Source organism: Bradyrhizobium sp. AZCC 1678, assembly GCF_036924765.1.
Classification (GTDB): domain Bacteria; phylum Pseudomonadota; class Alphaproteobacteria; order Rhizobiales; family Xanthobacteraceae; genus Bradyrhizobium; species Bradyrhizobium algeriense.
Window position 1 is genome coordinate 2,656,253 of record NZ_JAZHSE010000001.1, and the last position, 24,490, is coordinate 2,680,742.

The window sequence follows — 24,490 nt, forward strand, 5'->3', positions numbered from 1 at the left end:
CATGTATGTTGCAGGTGATTGACCAAATTCGTCCGGCATCCGGGTCGCAACAAGCGCGGCTGGCGCCGGATCGTGTCGTCATCATCAACGATGTATCCCAAGTGCGTGGAGGCGCCACGAATGTGGCGTTGCATTCCGCGGCATTGTTGGGTGACAGCGGCATTCCGGTTACTTATTTCACCGGCGACCATGGCTTGCACTCCGAGCCCCGGCTGCGCAATGCAGATGTCGTGGCCGTCGGCGGTGAACATATCCTCCGAACGGCATTGCCGCGCGCGGCACTGGACGGGCTCTACAACGTGTCGGCCGAACAGAGGTTGGCCGCCTGGATTGCCGCCAACGATACGCCGGGCACGATCTATCATCTGCATGGCTGGTCGAAGATACTATCACCTTCGGTCTTCCGTGCGCTGCGTCCAGTCGCAAAGCGCCTGATCGTCAATGCTCATGACTTTTTCCTGGTTTGTCCGAACGGCGGCTATTTCAACTTCCGCAGCGAAAGTCCCTGCGAGCTGCGGCCGATGAGCGCGTCGTGCCTGCTCAGCTCGTGCGACCGGCGCAACTATGCCCACAAGCTCTGGCGATCGGCCCGCCAGGAAATTCGTCGCGCAGTCTTCGATTTTGCGTCGGGCGCCAGGGTTCTGGCGGTTCATGAAGGCATGCTGCCGCATCTCGAACGCGGCGGAATTCCGCGGGCGAGGCTTGCGACCCTGCGCAACCCGGTTACGCCGTGGTGCCCACGACGCATCGAAGCCGAACGAAACAAGGTGTTCCTGTTCGTTGGCAGACTCGAGGAGGACAAGGGTGTCGACCTTCTTCTTGCGGCAGCCCGCGATGCGAACGTGCGCGTTCGTGTGATAGGTAGCGGTCCGATCGAGGGCAAGCTTGCCGGGATCTACCCCGAGGTGGAGTTCACCGGATGGAAGAGCGCAAATGACATGCCCGCACTCGTCCGCGATGCCAGGGCCCTGGTCATGCCGAGCCGCTACCGTGAGCCGTTCGGCCTGGTGGCGTTCGAGGCGCTCGCCAGCGGCCTGCCGGTCGTCGTCTCCAGTTTTGCGATGATCGCCGACGAGCTATCGGAGGTCGGAGCAGGCATATCCTGCGATCCTTACGATCGGGATGCATTCAGCAAAGCCCTGTCGATTCTGGCATCCAACGACGAACTGACCGCTTTGATGAGCGATCTGGCGTACGCCAATGCCGCTCGCTTCTCGCTGACCCCGAGCGAGTGGGCGCAGCGGCTTGTTTCGTACTATAGCGACGCCCTGCAGGAGGCCGTAGCGTGATGAACAGGCTTGCTGCGATCCAGATTCTGCGTGCCGTTGCGGCGCTCCTGGTCGTTGTTTCTCATGCAATCTTGCGGCAAGCCGAATGGGCTCCGACCGATCCGTTGACCAGTCAGATCGCGATACATATCGGCCTCCTTGGCGTCTGGATCTTCTTCATCATCAGCGGCTTCATCATGTCGTACACTTACTACGACAACTTTGCTGTTCCCGGCGCCGCGGGGCAGTTCATCGCCAGCCGCATCATCCGGATCGTTCCGATCTATTGGTTGGCCACCGCGCTTGAAGTTGTGCTGCGCCTTCATCACGGCGCCGGGCTGGACGTCCACAAGCTGATCTGCTCGCTGTTCTTCATTCCGGTTGCGGTCGAACCAGGCCCGATGGCGGCGATGCGTCCGACGCTCGGCGTAGGCTGGACGTTGAACTACGAGATGATGTTCTACGCGGCTTTTGCGTCGGTGCTGTTGCTGTCGCGCAGGAAAGGACTGACGGTGCTGATTGCTCTGATGGCAGGAGTTGTCCTGACGGGAACGGTGTTCAAGCCGATTGCCGATACGCGCGCTCCCACGAGCCTGATCACGTTCTATTCCGATCCCATCATCCTGCTGTTCGGTGTCGGCGTCTTGCTCGGAGCTGCCGCCCGCTGGCTCAAGAGCGCGCATGCCGTTCGCAGCAACGCTTTCCTTTTGATCGCGCTGGCCATGTTTCTCGTTGTTGATGTCATGTTGTTTGCAGCCTTCGTTGGCACTCATCCAGTTGACGTCGAGTGGATCGCTACCTTCTGGGTCATCAGTGCGATTTGTGTCGTCCTTTGTGTCACGGTGCGGATAGACGAGACGCGATGGCTCACCCAAAGGCTCGTGCAGTTGGGGGACGCATCCTACAGCCTCTATCTGTTCCATTTCTTTGCGATCATTGCCGCGGAGAAGCTTTGGTGGTGGTTCTTTGGGAAAAGCGAATCATGGATGTTTGTCCTCCTCTCTGCCGTCGTGGCCATCCTGGCAACCATCGCGATCCACAATTTCGTCGAGCAACCGATCGGCAGGCAATTGCGACGCTTCAGTGCGTTGTTCAATAAGTGTCGATTTGTTCGAACCGAAACCGTCCGAATTCCGATGAGCGGGATGCCTGGTGATGTAACTGTGACCTGGAACGGAGTTGCATCGCCTTTGGAGCCATCGCGTTCAGAGGTGTCATCCGGCGCGCCCTTCCGCGCCGACATGGTCCACAGGAGACGCTAGTCATGCAGCACGCAACGTGGAACGCCATCGAGTCCTCCTCGGTCGCGATGAGCGTTTACCGCTCCTATCGGAGGCTGCTTCCGTCATCAGCCCGAGCCCTGCTACGCTGGCTTGCGATGCCCCGCTGGAATGCGGCTGCGGCCCTAGTCCGTCATCGCGCTGCTGACACAGTACTCTCCGGCCCGTTTAGGGGAATGCATCTGAGCTTGACCCCGGTCTCCAGCCGAAATCTGCTCGGTTATCTTCTCGGCACGCAGGAGATCGAGCTGCATGACGTTGTGCGTCGGGTGATTGCGCGCGGCTATCCGCGCATCATCAATGTCGGTGCGGCTGATGGGTACTACGCCATCGGATTCTTGCGGCAAATGCCACGGACGAAGGTTACAGCCTTCGAGGGGGAGCTGGAGCATCATGCCGGCCTGCTGCGGGCGGCTGTTCTGAACGGCGTTTGCGCCCGGTTTACGCTCAGGGGCTTCTGCCATCCGGATGACCTCGGGGCCGAACTCGCCGAACTCCCCGGTCCGACCCTGGTGCTCGCAGATATCGAAGGCGGAGAGCTTGATATGCTCGACCTCACCAAGGTCCCACGCTTGTCCTGCGCCGACATCCTGGTGGAAACGCATGACGCCTTCGTGCCCAACTGTACCGAAAAGTTGAAGGCGCGATTTTCGGAAACGCACAATGTTGAGCAGATTGTCGCGCGGCCGCGTTCCCTTGCAGACTTCCCCGCGGCGATTATCCCCGAACTTTCGAAGTTCATGCCGCGCACCGCTGTCGAACTCATGAACGAGCGACGGACTGGAACGCAGATGTGGCTCTATCTCACCGCAAAACGGCAGCCGGAAGTCGAGACTGTTGGAATTGTAGAGAAATCAAATTCGGACAGAGGCAGTTTGTGAGTATTCTACTAGCCAGTGGCACGTCATACCTTCCCCACGTCGTCGGTGGTCTGGAAGTCAATACGCATGAACTCGCGCTCGAACTGAACCGCCGCGGAGTCAAGACCTCCGTGTTGTCGCGGTTGCCGCTACGGCGAGTGGATGGAGCGTTGCGAGCTGCCGCCAACTTTCTTCGTGGGACCGACGTATGCGTGGACCGGCAGCTTGGCTACGATGTCTACCGATCGCGCAAGCCGTGGGACAGTCTAGACGGGCTGCCTCTGCCTCGTCTGGTCGTGGTTCAGAACGGGAAGATGGTTGAGATCGCCAAGGCGTTCGTCCGCCGCGGCGTGCCGGCGATCGCCTATCTGCACGGGCTGGAGTTTGAAATCGGCCGCAGGCGTTGGACCGGCTCCAGCGGAGGTCTTCCTTTTCACGCCTATATAGCCAACTCGGAGTTTACTGCGGGAAGGTTCCGCGAACGGTTCGGGATTCATGCCTGCGTCATTCCGCCTGTGTTCCGGGCCGAGCGCTATCGCCTGGCCGGTGATCGTCGTTATGTCACTTTCATCAATCCGGTGGCCGAAAAGGGCGTCGATGTCGCCCTCGCGATTGCCGAGCAATGTCCGGACATTCCGTTCCGCTTCGTGAAGGGGTGGCCCCTGAGAATGCGCCAGGCCGCACTGCTGAAGGGGCGCATCCACAGGCTGGCCAATGTCGAACTTGTCGAGCGCAGCGACGACATGTCGCCGATCTATGCCTCGACACGTGTATTGCTGGTACCGAGTCAATGGGAGGCGGAGACCTGGGGCCGCGTCGTCTCAGAGGCACAGTTCAGCGGAATTCCCGTGCTGGCGAGCGATCGTGGCGCATTGCCGGAGACGGTCGGTGCAGGCGGGGCCATCATCAAGTATGACGCGCCTGCCTGCACCTGGGCCACCGAGTTGAGGCGGATGTGGTCCGACGATCTGTATTACCGGCATCTGCGGCAGGCAGCGCTGGCGCATTCGCGCCGCCCGGAACTCGACTTCAAGCAGCAGATCGACGCCTTTCTGGCAGTTGCCACGAGGATTGCGGCATGACTGCCTCAGCGCTTCTGCCACGCCCGGACATAGTCGACATACATGTAGGACGGGCTCGGTGCCTCGTCGATCGGCCATCCGGCGCCAAGCCCGAGATCGATCAGCATGTACATCGGCTGATGATGTTCGGCGGCCGTCGGCACGCTCCCGACCTCACGACGATCGAAATAGAATCGCGTCCACTCGCCGTCGATCTTTACACCATAGGTGTGGAAGTCTGCGTAGAGGGAGTTGGGCGGCACCGCGACGAACTTGTGCGTCGTGCGCGATTTTTTCGGCTCCTTGCGATCCCACACGTGAACCGAAGCGGTGTAACGCGCGGGAATATGGCCGTAGTGCTCGACCACGTCGACCTCGGACGTATGAGTAGACCGATCGAGACCGATCAGCCAGAAGGCGGGCCAAAGGCCCTTGCCCGCTGGAAACCTGGCTCGCATTTCAAAGTACCCGAACTGCTGCGCAAAGCCCTTGCCTTCCCGATCGACGGACGCCAGAAGCCCGCCGCGCCACTTCCCATCTGCGCCTTTGGCGGCTTCGATGCGGAGCTGGCCGTTCTGCGTAGTGAATGGAAAGCCCGGCTTCGGATCCGCGAAGGCCGCGCTCCCAAAGTCGCCGTTCCACGGCGTGTGAGCGATCCAGCGCGTTCCCGGTCCCCACGCGGACACGTCCAACGCGTCAAAATCCTCGCTGAAGGTTTGTATGAGATCCGAAAGATTGAGTTCGTCGCCGGTGTCGGCGCGCCCGAGCGTCGGAAATCCAGCCAGTACAAGAAGGAGCAAAAGAACTCGTGTAACCATGTCAACGCCTCATACCCTAAAGGGGAAGGCCTCCGACCCGAAAGAACCATAGCGATGCTTGATGACGATGTCATGCATCGCAAGTATCGGTGGCTCGACAGGTCTGGACCTATTATGCAGTGGCCGTCGGCATGCAAGCTGGAAGTCCAAAAGGGCGCACTGCATGTCTAGGTTCGTGAAGAACTCGATGCTTGGCGCGCTGGCGGGAGGTGCAATTGCGCTTGCGAGCTTCCTCAGCAGCATTGCCGTGGCTCGTACACTTGGCGTGAACGAGACGGGATCGGTCGCCTATGTTATCTGGCTTGTTTGGATGGCCGCGCCCTTCGTCGATCTGGGTCTATCGTCCGCTGTTGGACGGTTCCTGCCGTTCCTGCACGGGAGCGGACAGTCCAGCGTGGCGGCACATCTGGACAGAAACCTCTCGCGACGGCTCGTGATTGCGGCGCTTATCGCGGCCATCTGTTCTGGCACGATGGTGTGGATGTATGGTCAGCGATCCGTTGCAGAGTTCCTCAGTGGCGATGCGGCGAAGGGCGCATCAATGCCGCTGGTCGTCCTCATGATCCTGCTTGTCGTCGGCCAGGCGTTGACCACTTACACCTATGCTCGCTTGAGGGGACGGCAAGAATTTTTAATGGCGGCGCGCATCGCTGGCGTTTCGCTGTTGCTTCAGGTCTTCGCCGTGATCGGCGGTTCACTGTTGTTCGGGATCACGGGCGCATTGGCTGGTTACGCTGCGGGGATGCTGGTTCCTTCAGTGGTGTGCCTGTCAGCGATGTTCGGGCCGGCGTCAATCGATCGCACGCTGAGCCGGCGCGTGACCTCGTTTGCCCTCTACTGTTGGGGCGCCAATGTCACCAGTGCCATTGTCTGGTCGCGGATCGAGCTGTTCTTCCTTGAACGCTACTGGGGAATGGATTCGGTGGCGATGTTCGCGGTTGCCCTGGCGCTGACCCAGCTCGCCGTTCAGGGCCCCATGTTGCTGACAAGCGCAGTGCTCGCGTCGCTTGCCGAGAAACGCGGGCGCGACGATCTGGATGGCATGAGAGGGCAGTTCGCTGCCGCGGTCCGGCTTCTGGCGGCACTCGTATTTCCGATATGTTTTGGCACCGCTGCCATTATTCCAGAGCTGCTGCCGGCTCTCTATGGCGACAAGTTCGTCGCTGCCGTGCCGGCGGCAATGGTCCTTGTTTCCGTTGCAGCGCTGAGCGTGTTGTCGACAATCGCCACCAGCTTGGTGCAGGCGCTCGAGCGAAGCGACTTCGTATTCGTAAGCTCCCTCTGTGGTGCCGCATGTGCGCTGGCCGCTGGTTTTCTGCTGATCCCCGAATTCGGCGTGATAGGCGCCGCTTCCGCGCGGGTGGCAATTCAGATCTTGATGATCGGCCTGGGTTGCTGGTTCGTAGTGCAGCGGCTCGGGTTCACCATTCCGGTGGTTGCGGTGCTGAAGCTCTGTGCAGTTGCACTCGCCAGCGCTGCGGCGGCATCCGTCGGCATCAGGGTTGTCGGCCATCCTTCAAGCATACCGTTGGCGATTGCCGCAGGAGCGGCGGTCTACGTGGTTGGGCTGCGCGTAGTGAACGCGGTCGAGCCTGGTGATGTAGCTTTCCTGACTAATCTTACGCGATCGCTGCCGCCGGCTCTCGCGGAGATCGCTGCTCGTCTTGCAGCTTTCGTAAGTGCAACGAAGCGGAATGAAAGAATGCTGCCGCCATGAGATCAGAAGAGGACCACCGTATGCCGATGGAGACATGGACTACGGCTTCGACCTGGAGCCATCGCGTCGCGCCGCCGAGGATCGGCGCATCGCTTGCGGCTCTTTGCGTGCTTCAACTTCTCGCCGCACCGGCTTTCAGCGCTGAATATCTTCTTGGCCCTCAGGACAAACTGCGCCTGAAGGTCGTCGAATGGCGCGCCGGCAAGGCCGAATACTACGAGTGGACACCGCTTGGCGCGGAATACACCGTAAATCCTGCTGGTCGCGTCTCTTTGCCGATGATCGGCGAAATCGCCGCGGAAGGGCGGACCAGCGACCAACTCGCTCGTGCGATCACGGCAGAACTGTACAAGCGCACCGGCTTTATGGGCGCGCAGGAAGCGGCGGTCGAGATAGTCCAGTATCGCCCGTTCTACGTGCTTGGCGATGTGGAGCGCCCCGGTGAATTCAGCTTTCGTCCCGGCTTAAGCGTCTTGCAGGCAGTCGGCGTAGCTGGCGGCTTGCATCGGCCAAGCGAAGCCGGGATGCGGGAGCAGATCAACGCGGCAGGAAACGTCGAAGCTGCACGTCTGGAACTGTGGCGGACCTACATCCGCCGCGCTCGGCTCGAAGCTGAGCTTGCCGAGCAGAACACAATCACTCTCCCGCCCGAGCTCGCTAACAAGAAGGATATCGGAAGTCTCCTGGCAGAGGAGGCAACGATCCTGATAACCCGGCGCGACGCGCAGCAATCGCAGCTCGCGGCCTTGTCGGAACTGCGATCGCTGTATGAGAAGGAGATTACCTCGCTGCAGAGCAAGCTGGCGACACAGGAGAAGCAGGTCGCCCTGGCCCAGCGCGAGCTGAGTACCGTTGGCGCGCTTGTCGATAAGGGGCTTGCAGTCACGTCGCGGCAGTTCGCGCTGGAGCGCACGACCGCAGATATTCAAAGCGGAATGCTTGATGTGCAAACCGCGTTAGTGCGGGCGCAGCAGGAAGTGCGGAAGACGGAGCGCGATGCGACCGATCTGGTCAAAGACGGCAAGGCGAAAGCCTCGTCCGAACTGCGGGAGGCCAAGGCCAGCATCGAGCAGCTGATCAATCGAATGAGTACGTCTGAAACGCTTGTCGCCGAGACAGCGACGTCGCCGCGGACGGCTCAAAATGAGGGCGGCGGGAAGTCGCTTTCCTACTGGATACAGCGGCGCAAGGACGGCGCGATGGCAACATTCCCGGCTGACGACGGAGCGCTTGTGGAACCTGGCGACGTTGTTCGCGTCGAGGTCAATCGCGCGCCGGGTGCTGCAGCGTCAGTCTCACGCAAGGGTGTCGCGACAACGGCATTCAACGCGGGGAACTACGCCACCATCGTTTCGCAATCGGGTGAGCAGTAGAGCGGAGCATGCAATCAAACGGGCTTCAGCTTGTGGAATGGTCGGTCTTGCTCGCGCGCGCGACATGCAGAATCGCATGCAGCCGGGCAAATCCGGGCGAACGAGCCTTCAGCTTTATGAGACATATTCGTGCGACGACGGCTCCCACGTATCCGACTTGCAGAAAAAGCAGCGCCAACAGCAACTCGATGGCAAGCACGTTCCAGGAGGCGTTGGCCAAGCCGAGCAGCAGTGCGTATCCGGCAATGAGTGCCGCGACGCCGATTGCAAAAGCGCCGAGTCGAAAAACGACGCCGCAGGCAAAGCCTGCGGCCGTGAACAACATGCCCGCGAGCATTCTGAGCTACCTTTGCGGTCGGTCGCGTCGGCGATCCAATCGGAACGCGCCCCGATCTCTGTCGATAAGCTGCGTTCTATCCGACAAATATTAGCGTCAAGATGCATGAACAAATCAATAAGTCGCGCCTAAAAAATGGGCAGGAGGCCACCTTCGAGAGCTCGAGGAACAGAATGGGATCCGGGGCAGGAGCAGAGCGATTGCCGGTTCCACCGGGAAACGAAGAGGTCGTAATGAAGATCGCAAGAGACTTTGCATGCGACACGTGCGGCTCTGCCTCTATCGCGCCTCCACCAAGGCTGGGCGATAGCGACGAGGTCAGGTGCCAGCACTGCAAGAAAGTTCTGATGACCTGGAAAGTCTACAGGCTCCTCGGCGCCGACGATGCAGGCGAAATCGCCATCGGCCCTGCTTGTTGGGAAGATTGAAGACCAGTTCTGCTCAGGAAGGGACGAGAGGGGCGTGTGACCACCCGTTTTACGGCCGCGGCCAGGATCAGCACGGACAGAAGGTGAATGACGATGCAGGACTTCCGGGCGACGCGATTGATGAATGGCAGCAGCGTGCTGGTCACCGGCGGAGCAGGCTACATTGGAAGCCACGCGGTCCTGGCCCTGCTGGATGCGGGCGAGCGAGCCGTCGTAATCGACGATCTATCCACGGGTCTGCAGGCCGCCGTCCCGGAAGGCGTGCCCTTCTATCGTGCAAGCTGCGGCGACACTGCGATGGTCGCCAAGATCCTGCAGGACCATGCTGTCGATACGATCATGCATTTTGCCGGCAGCATATCGGTCGCTGAGTCCGTTCGTGATCCCGGAAAATACTATTTGAACAATACCGTGAACACGCATGCGCTGATCTCCCAGGCTGAGCGCGCTGGCGTTTTACACTTCATATTTTCGTCGACGGCCGCTGTTTACGGAGAGCCGCGAACGATCCCAATTGAAGAGGAAAACGCGACGCTCCCAATCAACCCATACGGCCGTTCGAAGCTTGCCATCGAATGGATGCTACGGGATGCAGCAGCATCAACCTCGCTCAGGTATTGTGCGCTGCGCTACTTCAATGTCGCAGGGGCCGATCCGGCGGGGCGTTCGGGGCAGTCCACGCGAGAGGCATTTCATCTCATACACGTCGCGGTGCAGGCGGCGCTGGGTCGGCGGCAGGGCATGGACGTGTTTGGCAGCGATTATCCAACCGCGGATGGATCCTGCATTCGGGACTATGTGCACGTCACCGATCTCGCGCAGGCGCACGTCGATGCGCTGACGTATCTGCGAAGCGGGGGAGAGTCCCTGACCTGCAATGTGGGGTATGGCCGCGGCTACTCGGTCCTGGATGTGATCGATGTCGTCAAGCGCGTGTGCCGCGTCGATTTCGACGTGAGGACGCGCGAACGCAGGCCCGGCGATCCGGCTATCCTCGTGGCATCCAACGCAAAGGCGAAGTCCATCCTGCGGTGGAGATCGTGTCACGACCATCTCGAGCAGATCGTGCAGCACGCACTGAGCTGGGAGCGGCAGCTGAAATTCGGCGTTCCGGCATGATCAGACTTACTTACGGTGTTGGTTTTAAGACACATTACGAAGGACCGCCGAGGTCGGGACGGAAAAGGGGGTTACTTGATGCGCGCGTCCTATCGTCTGACCAAGGAAGGGGCGGAATGTCCCGAAGGGGGGTCGCAGTCAGCCGTGCACCGGGAGACCAAAGAAAGTTTGGCGACAACCAACGAAAACTGCGGGTCACGTTAGTCGCGGGCGGAGGCGAACAGCGAAGCGTCGCGCGCCAGATGTTGGCCGGCTCCCTTGCGGCCGACCAGGGTGCCATTCGCGACGACGACCTCACCGCGTACCAGTGTGGTCATCGGCCAGCCGGTGACACGAAAACCCTCATAGGGTGTGTAATCGGGGCCGTGATGCAGGATGTCCTGGCTGATCGTAACCTCACGCGCCGGATCCCAGATCGCAATGTCTGCGTCCGAGCCGATTGCGATCGTGCCCTTGCGCGGATAGAGGCCGTACGTCTTGGCATGGTTGGTCGCCGATAGGGCAACGAACCGGTTCAGATCGATACGACCCTTGACCACACCTTCCGAAAACAGGATCGGCAGGCGCGTCTCGACGCCGGGAATGCCGTTCGGCACCCAACGAAAACTGGTACGGCCTTTCGGGGCGAGCTTTCCGGTCGTGTCGTAACGGAACGCGCAATGATCGGAGGAGAAAACGCTGAAGGTGCCTTGCTGCAATCCTTCCCAGCAGGCGACCTGGCTTGGGACATCGCGTGGCGGTGGGCTACAGACGTATTTGGTTCCCTCCATGTTGAGCCCTTCCATGTCCTTCTCGGTCAAGACAAGATATTGCGGGCAGGTTTCGCCAAACACCTTCAGGCCGCGCTGCTGCGCGCGGCGGATTTCCTCCATCGCCTGCCGGTTGGAGACGTGGACGATCATCACCGGGACGTCGATGAGTTCTGCAAGCGCAATGGCGCGGTGGGTGGCTTCCCGTTCGACGGCAATCGGCCGGGATGCCCCGTGAAAATGCGGTGCGGTATGGCCAGCTTGCTTGAGGCGATCCGTGAGGAAGCGGATGGCGTCGAAATTCTCGGCATGGACCATGACCAGCGCACCGGTTTCGCGGGCGACTGCCATCACCTCAAGGATCTGGCGATCGCTCAGCGCCAGGTCTTCATAGGTCATGAACACCTTGAACGAGGTGTAGCCATCCTTGATCAGTGCCGGGAGATCCTGGCCGAGAACCTGCTCGGTTGGATCGGAGATGATCAAATGGAAGCTGACGTCGATGTAGCAGTTGCCGTCAGCCTTGGCGTGATAGTCCCGCACCGCCTGACGCAGGCTCTGTCCGCGTTCCTGCAGGCAGAACGGCAGCACCGTGGTGTTGCCGCCAAAGGCGGCGGCGCGTGTGCCGCTTTCGAAATCATCGGCCATGACGATGCCCGGTCCGCTCGGCTGGGAAAAGTGGACATGGCTGTCGATGCCGCCGGGCAGGACCAGCCGGCCGGTAGCATCGATGGTCTGTCCCGCATCGCCGAGGTCGTGGCCGAGTGCTGCAATCCGACCGCCTGATATTCCGACGTCGCAGGCAAAGGTGTCGGACGCCGTCGCGACTGTGCCGCCGCGGATGATGGTGTCGAATGTCATGTCGCGCTCCCGTCGGGTCGGTTTGCGAATGGCCGCGGCGCTTGCCGTCAGTTGGTTGGACCGTCGCCGCGAATGACGAAAGTGGTGGCTTTCAGCTTGGTCATGCCGAACTTGTCGAACAGTTTGTCATAGGTACCGTCGGTGCGGATGGCCGTCAGAGCATCCGCCGTCGCCTGCGCCAGCAGCTTGTCGCGGAAGGCGAAGGTAATGTCGGTGCCGGCAATGTCCCTGACCCAGATCTTGGCGATGCCACGCTGTTCGAGCGAGTTGGCGGTCTCGTTGATGTTGAGCGCCGCTTCGAGCTGTCCGGCGCGCAAGGCCGCCGAGGTCGCGGTAACGGTCGTGAACGTGCGCAACTCGACTTCCTTGAGTCCTTTCGCCACCATCGCGGCGCTGAATTCGCGCGCCTTGCGCTCGGTATAGGTTGCCGACTCAACGCCGACGACACGGCCGGCGAGATCTTCGAACTTCTCCAGCTTCAGGGAGGAAGCGGGATCGGTGTAGATGCTGATCGCCTGCTGCGCGTAGGGCACGAGGTACAGCATCTTCGAGCGCTCCTCGGTCCAGAACAGGCCGGTATTGATGGTGTCGAAGCGGCCGGAGCGCAAACCCGGGATCATCGGCGGGAAGTCCATCCGCAGGAACACCGGCTCGATGCAGATCCGTTTGGCGATTTCGCGGGCCAATTCGACATTGAGCCCCTGCAGTTCGCCCTTGTCGTCGATGAATTGCTGCGGCGGCAGGGTCGGGTTGATCGACATCTGCCATTTGCCGGCTTCGATCAGGCTGGATGCCGGCACTTTCGGCGTGCAGCTCTGCGCGTGAGCTGTTGGGACGAGGCCGATCAGGACGGCCAGGGCGGAGAAGATATTGAGAAGTCGCATGACGTAAACCCCTGTGTAAAAGTGAATGGGTAAGGCGGCGTTCCCGGGTCTGGTCGTCTTTTCGTTGTCTCGTTATGTCACGTCCGGCATACTGGATGCGCGATCCGGTTGGCGGGTCAGGATCAGCGAAGTATGGCGGGCTTCCGTAACTACCTCGTCGCGCTGGTTGATCAGGTCGAGTGCTTCGATGACGACGCCGCGTGCGGGGTTGCGGGTCGGCCGCTTCTCGACGAAGCGAAAGCGCACGCGGAGCCGGTCGCCAGCGACGACCGGCGCCTTGAAGCGCACTCCGTCCCAGCCGAGCGAGGCGACCGAAGTCTCTTCATAGAGCTTCAATTCCGACTTCAGCCCTTCCATCAGTGACAGGCCATACAGCCCGTGCGCGATCACTGCCGGGAAGCCGCGGGATTTTGCGTAAGTAGCATCGACATGCAGCGGATGATGATCGCGCGTGACGTCGGCGAAGGCCTCGATATCGGCCGGTGTTACGGTATGCGTCGCGCTTTCGAACTGCGTGCCGGGTTCGATGTCCTCGTAGCGGAGATTGATCGACGCGGTGGCCGTGGTTTCCATGGCGTGTCCTCAGGCGACCTTGCGCGGGCGAGCCGGCAGCTCAACGAAGCTCTGTCCGATTCCCATCGGCCCGGGCCGGAAGATGCGCGGGTCCATATCCCGGAGGTCGGGGCTGATGCGCGGCCGGAAACCCATATGCGCCAGCACGTCCTGCTCCAGGCGTACGCCCGGGGCGATCTCGGTTAGCGTGATGCCGCCATTCTCCAGTTGGAACACGGCGCGTTCGGTGACGTAGGACACTTCCTGACCGCGCTGCGCGGCCAGCGCTGCGCTGAAGCTGATCTGGCCGACCTGAGGCACGAATTTTCGGAAGGCGCCGTCGCGACGGATCGCCAGCCGGCCGTTCTCAACGGCGATGTCGAACTTGCCGCCGGTCATGGTGCCGCTGAAGATCAGCCGTTTGGCGTTCTGGGTGATGTCGATGAAGCCGCCCGAGCCGTCGCGACGGTCGCCGAAACGGGTGACATTGACATTGCCCGCCTCATCGACCTCCGCAAACGAGAGGAAGGCGCAGGAAAGGCCGCCGCCGTCGTAGAAATCGAACTGGTAGGCTTGATCGAGGATGGCGCGGGGATTGATGGCGGTGCCGAACTCGCGCGCATGGCCGGGCACGCCGCCGACCACGCCGGATTCAACCGTCAGCGTGATCAGATCCGAGATGCCTTCCTCGGCCGCGACGTTGGGGATCATCGCGGAGATGCCGACGCCGAGATTGACCACGTCGCGCGGGCGCAGCTCGAAAGTAGCGCGGCGCGCGATCACTCGCCGTTCGGTGAGCGGGTCGGGCGTGATCATTGCGACCGGTACGCGGGTCTCGCCGCAGCGGGCGGGATCGTGGACCGTGCCGTAGGTCTGCATCTGGTCGGGTTCGAGCACCACATGGTCGATCAGGAAGCCGGGAATCTTGACCATCTGCGGATGGATCGAGCCGCGCTTGACGATCCGTTTCACCTGGCAAACCACCGTGCCGCCGGCATTGTGCACGGCCTGCGCGATCGAGAGATCCTCGCGCGTCGTGCCTTCGTGCTCCATGCTGATATAGCCGTCTTCGTCGGCCGAGGTGCCGCGGATGATGGCGACGTTCGGAGGCGCAGGCGCGCGGTAGAGCAGCCATGGCTGGCCCTGCAGCTCGACGAGGTCGACCAGCGGAAGGGTGGTGCGCGCGTTCATGCGCCCGCCGTCCTGGCGCGGATCCATATAGGTGTTGAGGCCGACATGGGTCAGCACGCCGGGATGCTTCGCGGCCATGGCGCGGCAGAGCTGGCTCATCACGCCTTGAGGGAAATTATAGGCGTCGATCAGTTCGTCGCGCACCAGGCGCATGAACGGCACCTGCAGCCCGAAATTGCCGCCGACCACCCGCGCAATCAGGCCCTCATGGGCAAGATGGCATAGACCCTTCTCGGTCACGGCGCCGACGCCTGTGATGTTGATCAGCGTTAACCCGTGCGGCCCACCGCCGCCGAGGAAACGCTGCTCCAGCGCATCGAGAATGGCTTCCGCCACGCCGGTACCGCCATTGCCGCCGACGATCAGCGTATCGGCATCGCGAACCAGGTTCGCGGCCTGCGCCGCGGTGATGATGCTCAGCACGGTTGCACGCTCCAATTCATGCGGCTTCCTTTTCGACCTGGCGGGCGATGATGAGGCGCTGGATCTGGTTGGTGCCCTCATAAATCTGCGCGAGGCGCACGTCGCGGAACAGCCGCTCGATGCGGTAGTCGCGTGAATAGCCGTTGCCGCCATGGATCTGCAGCGCGTTGGAGACGTGCTTCATCGCCATGTCGGTGGTGAACAGCTTTGCCTGTGCGGCTTCCTTGGCGATCGGCTCGCGGGCGTCGTGCAGGCGCGCGGCGTGGTGGATCAGAAGGCGGGCGGCGGCGATGTCGGTGGCCATGTCGGCCAGCATGAACTGAATCGCCTGAAAACCGATGATCGGCTGGCCGAACTGCTTGCGGTCCTTTGCGTAGGCGGTGGCATCCTCGAACGCGGCCTGTGCCATGCCGAGCGCCATCGACGCCATCATCAGGCGGCTGAAATTGAAGTTGCTCATGGCCATCTTGAAGGCCTGGTTCTCGGGTCCCATCACGCTGTCGGCCGGCAGACGCACGCCAGAGAAGGTGATCTGGCAATCCTCCAGGCCGTGCATGCCCAGAAGCTCCTCGTTCTTGCCGCGCGCGATGCCCGGCAACGTGCCATCGACGAGCAGGCAGGAGATGGCGCGGTGTCCACCCTCCGCGCCGGTTCGGGCGAACACCATGATGCGGTCGGCGACGCCGCCGAGCGTCACCCAGGCCTTGGTGCCGTCGAGCAGCCAGCCGTTGCCGTCGCGCACCGCGGTCGTCTTGATGCCGGCGACATCAGAGCCGTGGTCGGGTTCGGAGACGGCGGTGGCGGGGATAATCTTGCCGCTCAGGATCTGCGGGATCAGTGCCTTGTGCGTCTCGGTGCCGTGCTGGTCGAAAAACAGCACCGCCTCGACGGGGATGGCGAAAGCGTTGGCCACCGCGCCCGAACAACGTGCCAGCTCTTCCATGGCGATGCAGGCCGCGACCGCGTCGAGCCCTGCGCCGCCCGCGCCTTCGCGCAAGCAGATGCCGAACAGGCCGAGGTCAGCCATGCCCTTGTAAAGCGAACGGTCGAAGCGGTCGTCGCGATCGATCGCGGCCGCGCGCGGCAGGATCTCGGCTTGTGCGAAGCGCCGCGCCGTGTCTCGCAGCGCCTTCTGGTCCTCGGTGTAGAAACGGTCCATGGCGTGACGCTTCCCTCAGTCGCTGGCGAGTTTGGAATCGTGGGCGACCTCGTCCTTCTCCCGGTCGAGGAAGTATGTGGCGACATCAGTGCCCGGCACGCCATAGGCGCTGCAGACGCTGCGCGTCAGCGCGGCCGCGGCGGCGCGGCGCTCGGCCTCGCTGCGGCGGAACGCGTGCACCTTGAGCAGGATACGCTGGCTGGTGCCTTGCGGTCCCATCTCGCCGGCATGGGCGTAGTCGCCGGGAGCGATTGGCAGGAAATAGAGGGTGATCGTCTGCGCACCGACGCCGAAGGCCGACATCAGACCGTCGGTGATGGACTTTGCCAACGAGGCCTTGCTTTGCGGTGGGGCAGGCGGCGCAAGAATTTCGACATAGGGCATCGGTCAGGCCTTCGATCTGGACAATTTGGTTGCAGAAGATCCGCGCGCGGACGGATCGAACGGGCGGCAGGAATAGCGGATCACCAGCCGGGCGCCGACGCGATATTCGCGTACGCTATCGGCGCCAGTCCCCTTGGCGTCCATACGGTGCAGCAGCCGGTCGACCGCGAGATTGGCAAGGTCGCGCGCGCCGTTATCGACGATGCTGATGGCCGGGCGATGCCATTCGAACCAGGGCGAATGCTCGTAACAGAGTAACGACAGATCGTCGGGAATCGACAGGCCACGCTCCGCCGTCACGCGCAGGACGCCGAGCGTCGCTTCGTGGTTGGCGACGAAGATCGCACTGGGGGGTTCGGTGAGATCCAGCAGCTTGCGACAGGAGGCGGCGCCGGTTTCCGGCTCGAAATGGCCAGCATGGATCAACGTATCGTCCACGGGTATCGACGCCTCGCGCAATGCGCGGACATATCCCGACAGTCGTTCGCGTCCCGAAGTCGTATCTGGACGGCCGACAATAAGGCCGATCCGCCGGTGCCCGAGCCCGGTCAGGTACCGCGTGCCCACAAAGGCGCCTTCCGAATCGTCGGCGAGTACGGTCTCGAGGTCTGTCCCGTCGTCGCGGCGCACCAGGCAGACGATCGGGATTTCATTTGCCAGAGCGGTGAGGCGGGCGCCGTTCTTGCCCGTGGGCACAACGATCAGTCCGTCGACACGATGGTCGGCAAGTGTCGTCAGCGTGTCGCTTTCGAGCTGCGGATCATCGCCGGCGATGCACAGCAGCATCTGGTAGCCGAGCGCCTTCAGCCGCGCCTGCACCACCTCGGCCATCACCTGGAACGACGCGTTGGCGAGGTTGTGGACCAACAGCCCCACCAGCCGCGACTGTCCGGTCTTGAGTCCGCGCGCGATCGGGTTGGGACGGTAACCGAGCTCGCGCGCAATGCGCGTCAAGCGCTGCTGGGTGCGCTCGCTCGTCAATCCGCTGCCGCCCAGCGCGCGCGAGGCTGTGCTGATCGAAACGCGGGCCGCCAGTGCCACATCTTTGAGCGTGACGCTCATCAATCTCGCCGCTAAAATGGAAACGATTGCAAAACAGTATTGGCGGAAATTTACGTGTGCAAGCCTAAATTAGAGATGGGTTCTGCCCAAATCAGCGTCAATCCTGCAATCGATTGCAGCGCCGTCGAGGTCCGCGATAGGCCGCTGCCCGAGTTCACCTGAGCAACTGGAAGTTCTTCGATGAAGACATTTCGCGGTACCTACACGGTCATGATCACGCCGTTCACGCCGGCCGGTGAGGTTGATGCCGAGGCGTTGCGGGGGTTTGTCGATTGGCAGATCGGGCAGGGCATCCACGGGCTGATTCCGCTCGGCTCGACCGGCGAGTTCCTCTCGCTCAACGATGACGAGAAGGTTCTGGTGGCTGAGACGGTCATCACCCAGGCGGCGGGGCGCGTGCCTGTGCTGATTGGGACCGGCGCGGAGGATACGCGGGAAGTGGTGCGCCTCAGCCGCCGTGCCGAAAAATTGGGCGCCGACGGCGTGATGATTATCCCGCCGTTCTATTCGACGCCGACCGACGACGAGGTCGTCCATCACTACAAGACAGTGGCCGATGCGATCTCACTGCCCATCATGGTCTACAACAATCCCGCGACCGCTAATGTCGATCTCAAGCCGGCACTGGTGGCGCGACTCGCCGAGATCGATAACTGTCTTTACATCAAGGAGTCGACGCTCGAAGTAACGCGCGTGCGCGACATCATCCGGCTGTGCGGTGACCGGATGACCGTGTTCGGCGGCATCCTCGGTTTCGAATCTTTCGTGGAGGGTGCGCAGGGTTGGGTGGCGGTTGCCTCCAACGTCGTACCTCAGGCCATGGCGCGCATCTTCAGCCTCGTCGCGGATGAAGGCGGGATCAATGCGGCGCGCAAGCTTTATCTCGACTATTTGCCGGTGATCGAATTCGTCGGTGGCCAGGCTTACGTTGCCGGCACCAAGGCGTTGCTCGGTCACATGGGCTTTTCCGCGGGCGTGCCGCGTCCGCCCCGTCTGCCCTTGCCGGGCCCGCAGGATGCAGCCGCGCGCGCACTGGTGGCGAAGTTCGGTCTGGTGTGGCCGGGCGTGACCGCGGCATCAAGGCAGAACGCCGGATGAGGAAAGGGCGCAGCATGATCGCATCCGTTCTTCGTGGTCGTACAGTTCGTACAGTTCGGCGGCGCAAACCGTCATGAGCGATCTGATGAAAAAACTCGATCTGCGCGGCGTCACCGTCGCCACCGTGCTGCCGTTCAAGGACGACCTGTCGATTGACTGGGACGGCTATGCCCGGCTGCTGGATTATTGTGCCTGTCCCGACGGCATCGCGGCTGTCTTCGTCAACGGGCATGCGGGCGAGGGCGCCTCGCTGTCGGACGAAGAGCGTCAGGCGGTCATCGCGCGGACCCGGGCCCATATCGGCGGCAAGCCGCTGCTTGCCGGCATCATCGCGCACTCGACCGCAGAGGCCATCCGGCAGGCCCGGCTCGCCGAGGCCGCCGGTGCGGCCTGCGCGGTCCTGTTTCCGCCTGCTGCCATTGGTGGCGGTGCATCGGCCACACCGCGCGCGCCGGTCGCCTTCGTGCTGGCGGTTAGCGAGGCAATCGCAATCCCGGTGTCTATCTTCCAGTATCCGGTGGCGTCCGGCTTCGGCTATTCGACGCAGACGCTCGCAGAAATAGCGGCCATCGACCGCGTCATCGCCGTCAAGGAGGGTAGCGACACGATGCTCGCCTATGACGAGAACCGACGGGCCGTGAAAGAAGCCGATCCGGAGGTCGCGGTCTTACCGTCGAATTACAACTGGTTTTTGCCGCAGCTCGCTGTCGGTGGCGACGGTATCCTGTCCGGGCTCGTCAGCCTGGCTCCGCATCTGTTTATCGAACTCTGGCAGGCGTCGGTCGCTGACGACCTCAAGGCGATGCGCGTCGTGAACGAGCGGCTCCACCCGATCGTCCGGGCGATTTACGGCCCGGCGCCGATCGTCGACATGCATACGCGCATGAAGGTGGGCCTCAAGGCATTGGGGCTGATCCGCAATGCGAATCCGCGGCCGCCGTTGTTGCCGGTTCTGCCTGATCTTTGCGACGCCATCGCAACGACGCTCGGTGCGGCGCGCTGCGCCGGCGACATTCACCTGACTTGAGGGCGCCGTCATGTCCGACGAAGCCTTCATTCCTATCGTTCGGCAGGTCGGACCGACGGAATTGATAGCGACATGCTTGGGTTCGAGGAGCGCTCGAAGCTGATGTACATGGTGGCTCATGCTGTGCGGGCGATCTCGATTTTCGTCGCTCCCGACGGCGGCATGAAAATTGCTGCCGAATACCACACGGAGATGAGCCGATGACCCATTTCAATCTGGCGGCCAGCGTCGACTACTTTTTCAATTTCTTCCTGATGAAGGGGGTACTCGTCACCATCGGCTTGACGGTTGCCGGAGTCGTTGGCGGGCTTATTCTGGGGATGGGCATTGCGCTGATGCGCATGTCATCCAATCCTGTGCTCAGCGGCTTCGCCCGGTTCTACATCTGGTTCTTTCGCGGCACGCCGCTCCTGATCCAGCTCGTGGTGATCTACAGCGGCCTGCCGCAGCTGGGCATCAAGTTCGACGTGATCACCTGCGCCCTGGTCGGATTGATCCTCAATGAAGCTGCGTATCTTGCTGAAATCGTTCGCAGCGGTTTCATGGCCGTATCTGCCGGGCAACGGGAGGCCGCCTGGGCGCTAAGTCTGTCGAGATGGGTGACGTTCCGGCGCATCACGCTTCCGCAAGCCTTTCGCCTGATGATCCCACCGCTCGGCAACTCCATCAATTCGCTCCTGAAGGCGACGTCGCTCGCCTCCGTCATCTCGGTCGAGGAAATCATGCGCCGGAGCGACATGCTGATGCAGGAGCATTTTCAGATCCTCGAAGTCTATGCGGCCGCCACCGCCTATTACCTGATCCTCACCTCGGTCTGGGATGTGATCCAGCGCCGCCTTGAAAAACACTTTGGCCGGTCGAACGCGACAGGATCGCGAAGAACCACCGCAACGGCGTCGTCGCCGCAAGCCGGCCTCGAGGCCAGGGCATGAAAGTGCCGAGGGAAGATTTTGTTGCGAGGAACGAAGCTGCGACCGCGAGGCGCAGCTTCGGTGTGCGCGCCACTAAGGAACGGATCGATGGCAGCCGATATTGAAGGTGAACAGGGCCAGCCGCGCATGCGCGAGGTCGCCGCGGTTCAAATGGAGGCGGTCTACAAATATTACGGCGATTTTACCGCCTTGAACGAGATCGATCTCAAGGTGGCCAGGGGTGAGAAGATCGTCATCTGCGGTCCGTCCGGTTCGGGGAAGTCGACCCTGATCCGCTGCATCAATCATATCGAAAAGCACGACCAGGGGCTGATCTACGTCAACGGCACCGAGCTGGATGATCAGCGGAAGAACATCGATGCCATCCGGCGGGACACCGGTATGGTTTTCCAGAGCTTCAACCTGTTTCCGCACATGACTACCCTGGAGAACTGTATCCTGGCGCCGATGACGGTGAACGGAATGGCGAAGGAGAAGGCGAAGGATCTCGCCATGCACTTCCTGACCAAGGTCCGGATCCCGGAGCAGGCCGAAAAGTTTCCGGGGCAGTTGTCAGGCGGACAGCAGCAGCGCGTCGCCATTGCGCGCGCGCTCTGCATGCAGCCGAAGATCATGCTGTTCGACGAGCCGACGTCGGCGCTCGATCCGGAAATGGTCAAGGAAGTGCTTGAGACGATGAAGAAGCTGGCGGAAGAGGGCATGACCATGCTCTGCGTCACCCACGAGATGGGCTTCGCCCGCGAGGTCGCGGACCGGATCGTATTCATGAATGAGGGAAAAATCGTCGAGCAAGCAGCTCCAGAGGACTTCTTCAATCATCCGGCGTCCGAGCGGGCAAGGACATTCCTCGACCAGATCCTTCATTAGTTCGTGGCTCTCGCTCACGAACCGGAAAGACTGACCGGCGCCGCATGAATCCGTGGTTGCACCAATTCTACGTCAGCGCGACGATTGTACACTGGCACGATCCTGCAACGCAGGCGGCCGCACTCTACTTCAACCAGTCGGCGGATCGGTTCGGCGCAGCACAGTCGCACCAAATCCAATTGAGGGATGTGTGCAGTGATAATTCAGATATGACGATTTCGTGCAGGTTGAAGTGATCGTCCGGTACTAGCTAGAAGGTGTTCTCCGGCCGCCGCAGGCCGAGATGATCGCGCAGCGTCGTCCCCTCATAGTCGGCGCGGAACAGGCCGCGCTCCTGCAGGATCGGTACCACGAGCTGCACGAAATCCTCAAAACCTTCATGGAAATATGGCGGCATCACGTTGAAGCCGTCGGCGGCATATTCATCGAACCAGTGCTGCAGGGTGTCGGCGATGCTGATCGCCGAGCCGCACAGCACCCAATGGCCGCGCGCGGCGGCGGTGAGATTATAGAGGTCGCGCAACGTCATGTTCTCGCGGCGCGCCTTGGCGAGCATGACACTGGCGAAGCTGTGATAGCTGTCGGACGGCTCGATGTCGGGAACCGGTCCATCCAGATCGTAGGCTGACATGTCGCGGCCGAAGCGATCGGAGAGAATGGCGATTGCGTTGGTGCCGCTGACGAAGCTCTGCAGCACGTTGAGCTTTTCGAAAGCCTCCTTGTCGGTGCGGCCGACGATCGGCATGACGCGGCAGCATCGTCACATCCTCTGCGCTGCGGCCGAGGGCCGGCAGGCGGCTTTTCAGCGACGCATAGCCGGCCTTGGCCTCGTCTATGTCCTGCACAACAGAGAATACGATGTCCGCGGTGCGTGCGGCGAGTGCCTGGCCTGCCTCGGAGCCGCCGGCCTGCAGCACCACCGGATGGCCTTGCGGGCTACGGCCGATATTGAGCGGGCCCTTCACCTTGAAGAAGGCGCCGTCATGGTCGATCGAGCGCAACTTCGCCGGATCGATATAGAGCCCGCTCGCGCGGTCGGCAACGATGGCGTCATCAGCCCAGCTGTCCCAGAGGCCCTTCACGACGTCGAGGAATTCGCCGGCCATCTCGTAGCGGCGGGCGTGGTCGGGATGGGTGGTGCCGAAATTGGCTGCGGTCGCGGGATTTGCTGTCGTCACCGCATTCCACGCGGCGCGGCCGTTGCTGATGTGATCGAGCGAGGCGAACACGCGCGCCACCGTGAACGGGTCACTGTAGGTGGTGGAAACGGTGGCACCTAATCCAATATGGCTGGTCGAGGTGGAAAGCGCAGCCAGCATCGTAAGCGGTTCGAGCCGCAGCGTGTAGGAGGGATGGGCGGTAGCATCCGCGTAGAGGTTGTCGCCCATGAATATCAGGTCGAATTTGCCGCGCTCGGCGATGCGGCCGATCTCTTGAATCGCGGGAAAGTTCTGGAAGCTGTCCACCGTACCAGGGTAGCGCCAGCCGGCAACATGGCTGCCGGTCCCCAGGATGAACAGCCCAAGATGCATCTGTCGTTTCATCGCATCATTTCCAAAACAGGATTTTGCGTTCGAGAAAGCCGATCAGGCCGAAGAAGCTCAGGCTCGCCGCCGAGGCAACGAAGATCGCCGACCAGACCTGCACGAAGTCGATCTGCAGCACTGCCTGGTAGATCACCCAGCCGAGCCCTCCATAGGCGCCAAGCATTTCGGTGATGATCGCCACGATGACGCTGCGGACGGTGGAGACGCGCATCCCGGCAAGCAGCAGCGGCAAGGCGGTCGGCAGGCGCAGGCGCCACAGGATGCTCAGCCGCCCCGCACCGAAGCTGCGCATGAGATCGATGGCGCGGCGATCGACGCGGTCGAGCCCGGCGAGCGTCGACAGGAAGACGGTGAAGCTCACCGCCATGGCCACCATCACCATCTTCGACGCAACGCCGATGCCAAACCAGAGCAGGATCAACGGCGAATAGGCGACCACTGGCACCGAGTTGATGGCGGTGGCTGCCGGCAGGATCACGGCGTGGAGCGCCGGGAGCATGGTGAGGGCGACCGCAAGGCCAATGCCGATGAGACAGCCTTGCCCGTAGCCCACCACCGCTTCGAGCACGGTGTAGCCCGCAGCCTCACCCAGTAGCGCGCGCTTGGACCAGACGCCGGCCAAAATCTCGCTGACGGCGGGAAGAACGTAGGACGGCAGATGCAGTCCGCGCGCGAGCCCTTCCCAGCACACCACCAGTAGAACCGCGCCGAGGATGCCCCGTTGCACGGCAAGCGGAGAAGAGGCGAGGGGCGATCCGCTCATTGCTCCGCGCTCCAGAATACCAGCCGCCGTTCGGCCGCGGCGACGACGGCGTAGAAGCCGGTGCCAAGCAGCGCCGCGGCCAGCAGCGCGCCCCAGATCGCGACCACGTTCTCGGTGAACATGGCCTGCAGCAGCAATACGCCAAGACCCGTGGTGTCGCCGAACCATTCGCCGACGATCGCGCCGACGAGCCTAAGCGACGAAGCAAGCCGCAGCGCCACGAATATCTGCGGCAGCGCGGTGGTCTCCAAGACTCACGGCAAGGCACCACTACCCACGCCCGAATGGGCGTAACCGATATCATGTCAACCATCCGAACGTTTGCGATCCGAATTGACGACTCGGCTTTTGGCTTGCCGCGGTGACATTCTTTCTCGAGTTCGGGAGCGTCCGTCCAGTCGGCGCGAAGCGATTTCGGTAGGGCAGCAGCCATGGGTGTTCGGAGTGTATCGGACGGCGCTCACCTCGGCATCAAGTATCCGCTCGGGTACGATGCATCAGGCTCGTGGTGGCTTTCCGCGGATTCGTGGCCAAACTTCCCGACCCACACGGGAGATAACAGCGCCGGCAATGGCGGCAATGGCTATTTTGCCGGGAGCCTGATCCATAGCAGCTACGCTGGTTTCGAGCCGCTCAACGTGGCGTGGCCGGGCGTCCATGCGACAGCTCTCGCCCATCAGACGAACATCGCCTATTTTGATCAGTCCGCAAGCCAGATCGCGGGAGTTGG

23 protein-coding genes and 1 pseudogene are annotated in these 24,490 nt (G+C 61.9%); 12 read left to right on the forward strand and 12 right to left on the reverse strand.

The window, feature by feature from the left end; all coding sequences use genetic code 11:
* Positions 1 to 5 precede the first annotated feature (5 nt).
* The 4 genes from V1294_RS12635 to V1294_RS12650 are packed head-to-tail and all read left to right on the forward strand — an operon-like array spanning position 6 to position 4,490.
* Positions 6 to 1,289 (forward strand): glycosyltransferase family 4 protein, encoded by a 1,284-nt coding sequence (locus V1294_RS12635; RefSeq protein WP_334497445.1) that lies wholly within the window; start codon positions 6 to 8, stop codon positions 1,287 to 1,289.
* The gene (locus V1294_RS12640) at positions 1,289 to 2,530 is read left to right on the forward strand and encodes an acyltransferase family protein (RefSeq protein ID WP_334504615.1); all 1,242 of its coding nucleotides are present in this window, start codon (positions 1,289 to 1,291) and stop codon (positions 2,528 to 2,530) included. Before V1294_RS12635 ends, V1294_RS12640 begins: the two co-directional genes overlap by 1 nt.
* A gap of 2 nt (positions 2,531 to 2,532) precedes the next feature.
* Positions 2,533 to 3,429 (forward strand): hypothetical protein, encoded by an 897-nt coding sequence (locus V1294_RS12645; RefSeq protein ID WP_334497447.1) that lies wholly within the window; start codon positions 2,533 to 2,535, stop codon positions 3,427 to 3,429.
* Positions 3,426 to 4,490, forward strand: coding sequence for a glycosyltransferase (locus V1294_RS12650; RefSeq protein ID WP_334504618.1), 1,065 nt, complete (start codon positions 3,426 to 3,428; stop codon positions 4,488 to 4,490). The genes V1294_RS12645 and V1294_RS12650 overlap by 4 nt, the downstream gene beginning before the upstream one ends.
* A 5-nt stretch (positions 4,491 to 4,495) precedes the next feature.
* On the opposite strand, the gene V1294_RS12655 is transcribed toward V1294_RS12650, so the two are convergent.
* Positions 4,496 to 5,287 carry a glycoside hydrolase family 16 protein gene (locus V1294_RS12655; RefSeq protein WP_334483579.1) on the reverse strand — a complete coding sequence of 264 codons (792 nt, stop codon included), beginning with the start codon at positions 5,285 to 5,287 and terminating at the stop codon, positions 4,496 to 4,498.
* Between the two features lie 187 nt (positions 5,288 to 5,474).
* On the opposite strand from V1294_RS12655, the gene V1294_RS12660 reads away from it, so the two are divergent.
* Both V1294_RS12660 and V1294_RS12665 read left to right on the forward strand, forming a co-directional pair.
* The gene (locus V1294_RS12660; protein WP_334483577.1) at positions 5,475 to 7,004 is read left to right on the forward strand and encodes a lipopolysaccharide biosynthesis protein; all 1,530 of its coding nucleotides are present in this window, start codon (positions 5,475 to 5,477) and stop codon (positions 7,002 to 7,004) included.
* A 20-nt stretch (positions 7,005 to 7,024) separates the two neighbouring features.
* Positions 7,025 to 8,377: a polysaccharide biosynthesis/export family protein gene (locus V1294_RS12665; RefSeq protein WP_334497449.1), complete on the forward strand. Its 1,353-nt coding sequence runs from the start codon at positions 7,025 to 7,027 to the stop codon at positions 8,375 to 8,377.
* A gap of 25 nt (positions 8,378 to 8,402) precedes the next feature.
* Here the strand turns inward: V1294_RS12665 and V1294_RS12670 are convergent, their stop codons facing one another.
* Positions 8,403 to 8,714 carry a hypothetical protein gene (locus tag V1294_RS12670; protein WP_334483572.1) on the reverse strand — a complete coding sequence of 104 codons (312 nt, stop codon included), beginning with the start codon at positions 8,712 to 8,714 and terminating at the stop codon, positions 8,403 to 8,405.
* Positions 8,715 to 9,229: 515 nt separating this feature from the next.
* On the opposite strand from V1294_RS12670, the gene galE reads away from it, so the two are divergent.
* Positions 9,230 to 10,261 (forward strand): UDP-glucose 4-epimerase GalE, encoded by a 1,032-nt coding sequence (galE, locus tag V1294_RS12675; protein WP_334497451.1) that lies wholly within the window; start codon positions 9,230 to 9,232, stop codon positions 10,259 to 10,261.
* 200 nt (positions 10,262 to 10,461) lie between these two features.
* Here the strand turns inward: galE and hydA are convergent, their stop codons facing one another.
* The 7 genes from hydA to V1294_RS12710 form a co-directional block, all read right to left on the reverse strand.
* Positions 10,462 to 11,871, reverse strand: coding sequence for a dihydropyrimidinase (hydA, locus tag V1294_RS12680; protein ID WP_334497453.1), 1,410 nt, complete (start codon positions 11,869 to 11,871; stop codon positions 10,462 to 10,464).
* 47 nt (positions 11,872 to 11,918) lie between these two features.
* Positions 11,919 to 12,755: an ABC transporter substrate-binding protein gene (locus V1294_RS12685; protein WP_334483563.1), complete on the reverse strand. Its 837-nt coding sequence runs from the start codon at positions 12,753 to 12,755 to the stop codon at positions 11,919 to 11,921.
* 72 nt (positions 12,756 to 12,827) lie between these two features.
* Positions 12,828 to 13,328: a MaoC family dehydratase gene (locus V1294_RS12690; protein WP_334497455.1), complete on the reverse strand. Its 501-nt coding sequence runs from the start codon at positions 13,326 to 13,328 to the stop codon at positions 12,828 to 12,830.
* Positions 13,329 to 13,337: 9 nt separating this feature from the next.
* A complete protein-coding gene (locus tag V1294_RS12695) occupies positions 13,338 to 14,921 on the reverse strand; it encodes an acyl CoA:acetate/3-ketoacid CoA transferase (RefSeq protein WP_334497457.1) in 1,584 nt (527 codons plus the stop codon).
* A gap of 16 nt (positions 14,922 to 14,937) precedes the next feature.
* Positions 14,938 to 16,080 carry an acyl-CoA dehydrogenase family protein gene (locus V1294_RS12700; protein ID WP_334497459.1) on the reverse strand — a complete coding sequence of 381 codons (1,143 nt, stop codon included), beginning with the start codon at positions 16,078 to 16,080 and terminating at the stop codon, positions 14,938 to 14,940.
* A 15-nt stretch (positions 16,081 to 16,095) separates the two neighbouring features.
* Entirely contained in the window at positions 16,096 to 16,464 is a 369-nt protein-coding gene (locus V1294_RS12705; RefSeq protein ID WP_334497461.1) for a tautomerase family protein, read from the reverse strand.
* A gap of 3 nt (positions 16,465 to 16,467) precedes the next feature.
* Positions 16,468 to 17,526 (reverse strand): LacI family DNA-binding transcriptional regulator, encoded by a 1,059-nt coding sequence (locus V1294_RS12710; RefSeq protein ID WP_334497463.1) that lies wholly within the window; start codon positions 17,524 to 17,526, stop codon positions 16,468 to 16,470.
* A 180-nt stretch (positions 17,527 to 17,706) separates the two neighbouring features.
* Between V1294_RS12710 and V1294_RS12715 the strand changes: the two genes are divergently transcribed.
* The 5 genes from V1294_RS12715 (at position 17,707) to V1294_RS12735 (ending at position 21,450) form a co-directional block, all read left to right on the forward strand.
* Positions 17,707 to 18,624, forward strand: a complete 918-nt coding sequence (locus tag V1294_RS12715) for a dihydrodipicolinate synthase family protein (RefSeq protein ID WP_334497465.1) — start codon at positions 17,707 to 17,709, stop codon at positions 18,622 to 18,624.
* A 73-nt stretch (positions 18,625 to 18,697) separates the two neighbouring features.
* A complete protein-coding gene (locus V1294_RS12720; RefSeq protein WP_334497467.1) occupies positions 18,698 to 19,651 on the forward strand; it encodes a dihydrodipicolinate synthase family protein in 954 nt (317 codons plus the stop codon).
* Positions 19,652 to 19,723: 72 nt separating this feature from the next.
* Complete coding sequence (locus V1294_RS12725) at positions 19,724 to 19,855, forward strand: hypothetical protein (protein WP_334497469.1); 132 nt, start codon at positions 19,724 to 19,726, stop codon at positions 19,853 to 19,855.
* Positions 19,852 to 20,583: an amino acid ABC transporter permease gene (locus tag V1294_RS12730; RefSeq protein WP_334497471.1), complete on the forward strand. Its 732-nt coding sequence runs from the start codon at positions 19,852 to 19,854 to the stop codon at positions 20,581 to 20,583. The genes V1294_RS12725 and V1294_RS12730 overlap by 4 nt, the downstream gene beginning before the upstream one ends.
* Positions 20,584 to 20,670: 87 nt before the next feature.
* On the forward strand, positions 20,671 to 21,450 hold the full coding sequence (locus V1294_RS12735) for an amino acid ABC transporter ATP-binding protein (protein ID WP_334497473.1): 780 nt from the start codon (positions 20,671 to 20,673) through the stop codon (positions 21,448 to 21,450).
* 250 nt (positions 21,451 to 21,700) lie between these two features.
* Here the strand turns inward: V1294_RS12735 and V1294_RS12740 are convergent.
* The 3 genes and pseudogenes from V1294_RS12740 to V1294_RS12750 form a co-directional block, all read right to left on the reverse strand.
* A pseudogene (locus V1294_RS12740) lies at positions 21,701 to 22,994 on the reverse strand (LLM class flavin-dependent oxidoreductase).
* A gap of 4 nt (positions 22,995 to 22,998) precedes the next feature.
* Complete coding sequence (locus tag V1294_RS12745; protein WP_334497475.1) at positions 22,999 to 23,760, reverse strand: ABC transporter permease; 762 nt, start codon at positions 23,758 to 23,760, stop codon at positions 22,999 to 23,001.
* On the reverse strand, positions 23,757 to 24,011 hold the full coding sequence (locus tag V1294_RS12750) for a hypothetical protein (protein WP_334497477.1): 255 nt from the start codon (positions 24,009 to 24,011) through the stop codon (positions 23,757 to 23,759). Before V1294_RS12750 ends, V1294_RS12745 begins: the two co-directional genes overlap by 4 nt.
* Positions 24,012 to 24,490 lie beyond the last annotated feature (479 nt).

Excerpts from the sequence above, each read along its gene's own strand:
- V1294_RS12665 (WP_334497449.1), top strand. The coding sequence starts at position 7,025 with ATGCCGATGGAGACATGGACTACGGCTTCGACCTGGAGCCATCGCGTC.
- V1294_RS12635 (WP_334497445.1), top strand. The coding sequence starts at position 6 with ATGTTGCAGGTGATTGACCAAATTCGTCCGGCATCCGGGTCGCAACAA.
- V1294_RS12655 (WP_334483579.1), bottom strand. The coding sequence starts at position 5,287 with ATGGTTACACGAGTTCTTTTGCTCCTTCTTGTACTGGCTGGATTTCCG.
- V1294_RS12710 (WP_334497463.1), bottom strand. The coding sequence starts at position 17,526 with ATGAGCGTCACGCTCAAAGATGTGGCACTGGCGGCCCGCGTTTCGATC.
- V1294_RS12670 (WP_334483572.1), bottom strand. The coding sequence starts at position 8,714 with ATGCTCGCGGGCATGTTGTTCACGGCCGCAGGCTTTGCCTGCGGCGTC.
- V1294_RS12640 (WP_334504615.1), top strand. The coding sequence starts at position 1,289 with ATGAACAGGCTTGCTGCGATCCAGATTCTGCGTGCCGTTGCGGCGCTC.
- V1294_RS12725 (WP_334497469.1), top strand. The coding sequence starts at position 19,724 with ATGCTTGGGTTCGAGGAGCGCTCGAAGCTGATGTACATGGTGGCTCAT.
- V1294_RS12645 (WP_334497447.1), top strand. The coding sequence starts at position 2,533 with ATGCAGCACGCAACGTGGAACGCCATCGAGTCCTCCTCGGTCGCGATG.
- V1294_RS12745 (WP_334497475.1), bottom strand. The coding sequence starts at position 23,760 with ATGAGCGGATCGCCCCTCGCCTCTTCTCCGCTTGCCGTGCAACGGGGC.
- V1294_RS12690 (WP_334497455.1), bottom strand. The coding sequence starts at position 13,328 with ATGGAAACCACGGCCACCGCGTCGATCAATCTCCGCTACGAGGACATC.
- V1294_RS12685 (WP_334483563.1), bottom strand. The coding sequence starts at position 12,755 with ATGCGACTTCTCAATATCTTCTCCGCCCTGGCCGTCCTGATCGGCCTC.
- V1294_RS12735 (WP_334497473.1), top strand. The coding sequence starts at position 20,671 with ATGGCAGCCGATATTGAAGGTGAACAGGGCCAGCCGCGCATGCGCGAG.
- V1294_RS12720 (WP_334497467.1), top strand. The coding sequence starts at position 18,698 with ATGAGCGATCTGATGAAAAAACTCGATCTGCGCGGCGTCACCGTCGCC.
- V1294_RS12705 (WP_334497461.1), bottom strand. The coding sequence starts at position 16,464 with ATGCCCTATGTCGAAATTCTTGCGCCGCCTGCCCCACCGCAAAGCAAG.
- V1294_RS12660 (WP_334483577.1), top strand. The coding sequence starts at position 5,475 with ATGCTTGGCGCGCTGGCGGGAGGTGCAATTGCGCTTGCGAGCTTCCTC.
- galE (WP_334497451.1), top strand. The coding sequence starts at position 9,230 with ATGACGATGCAGGACTTCCGGGCGACGCGATTGATGAATGGCAGCAGC.
- V1294_RS12715 (WP_334497465.1), top strand. The coding sequence starts at position 17,707 with ATGAAGACATTTCGCGGTACCTACACGGTCATGATCACGCCGTTCACG.
- V1294_RS12700 (WP_334497459.1), bottom strand. The coding sequence starts at position 16,080 with ATGGACCGTTTCTACACCGAGGACCAGAAGGCGCTGCGAGACACGGCG.
- hydA (WP_334497453.1), bottom strand. The coding sequence starts at position 11,871 with ATGACATTCGACACCATCATCCGCGGCGGCACAGTCGCGACGGCGTCC.
- V1294_RS12730 (WP_334497471.1), top strand. The coding sequence starts at position 19,852 with ATGACCCATTTCAATCTGGCGGCCAGCGTCGACTACTTTTTCAATTTC.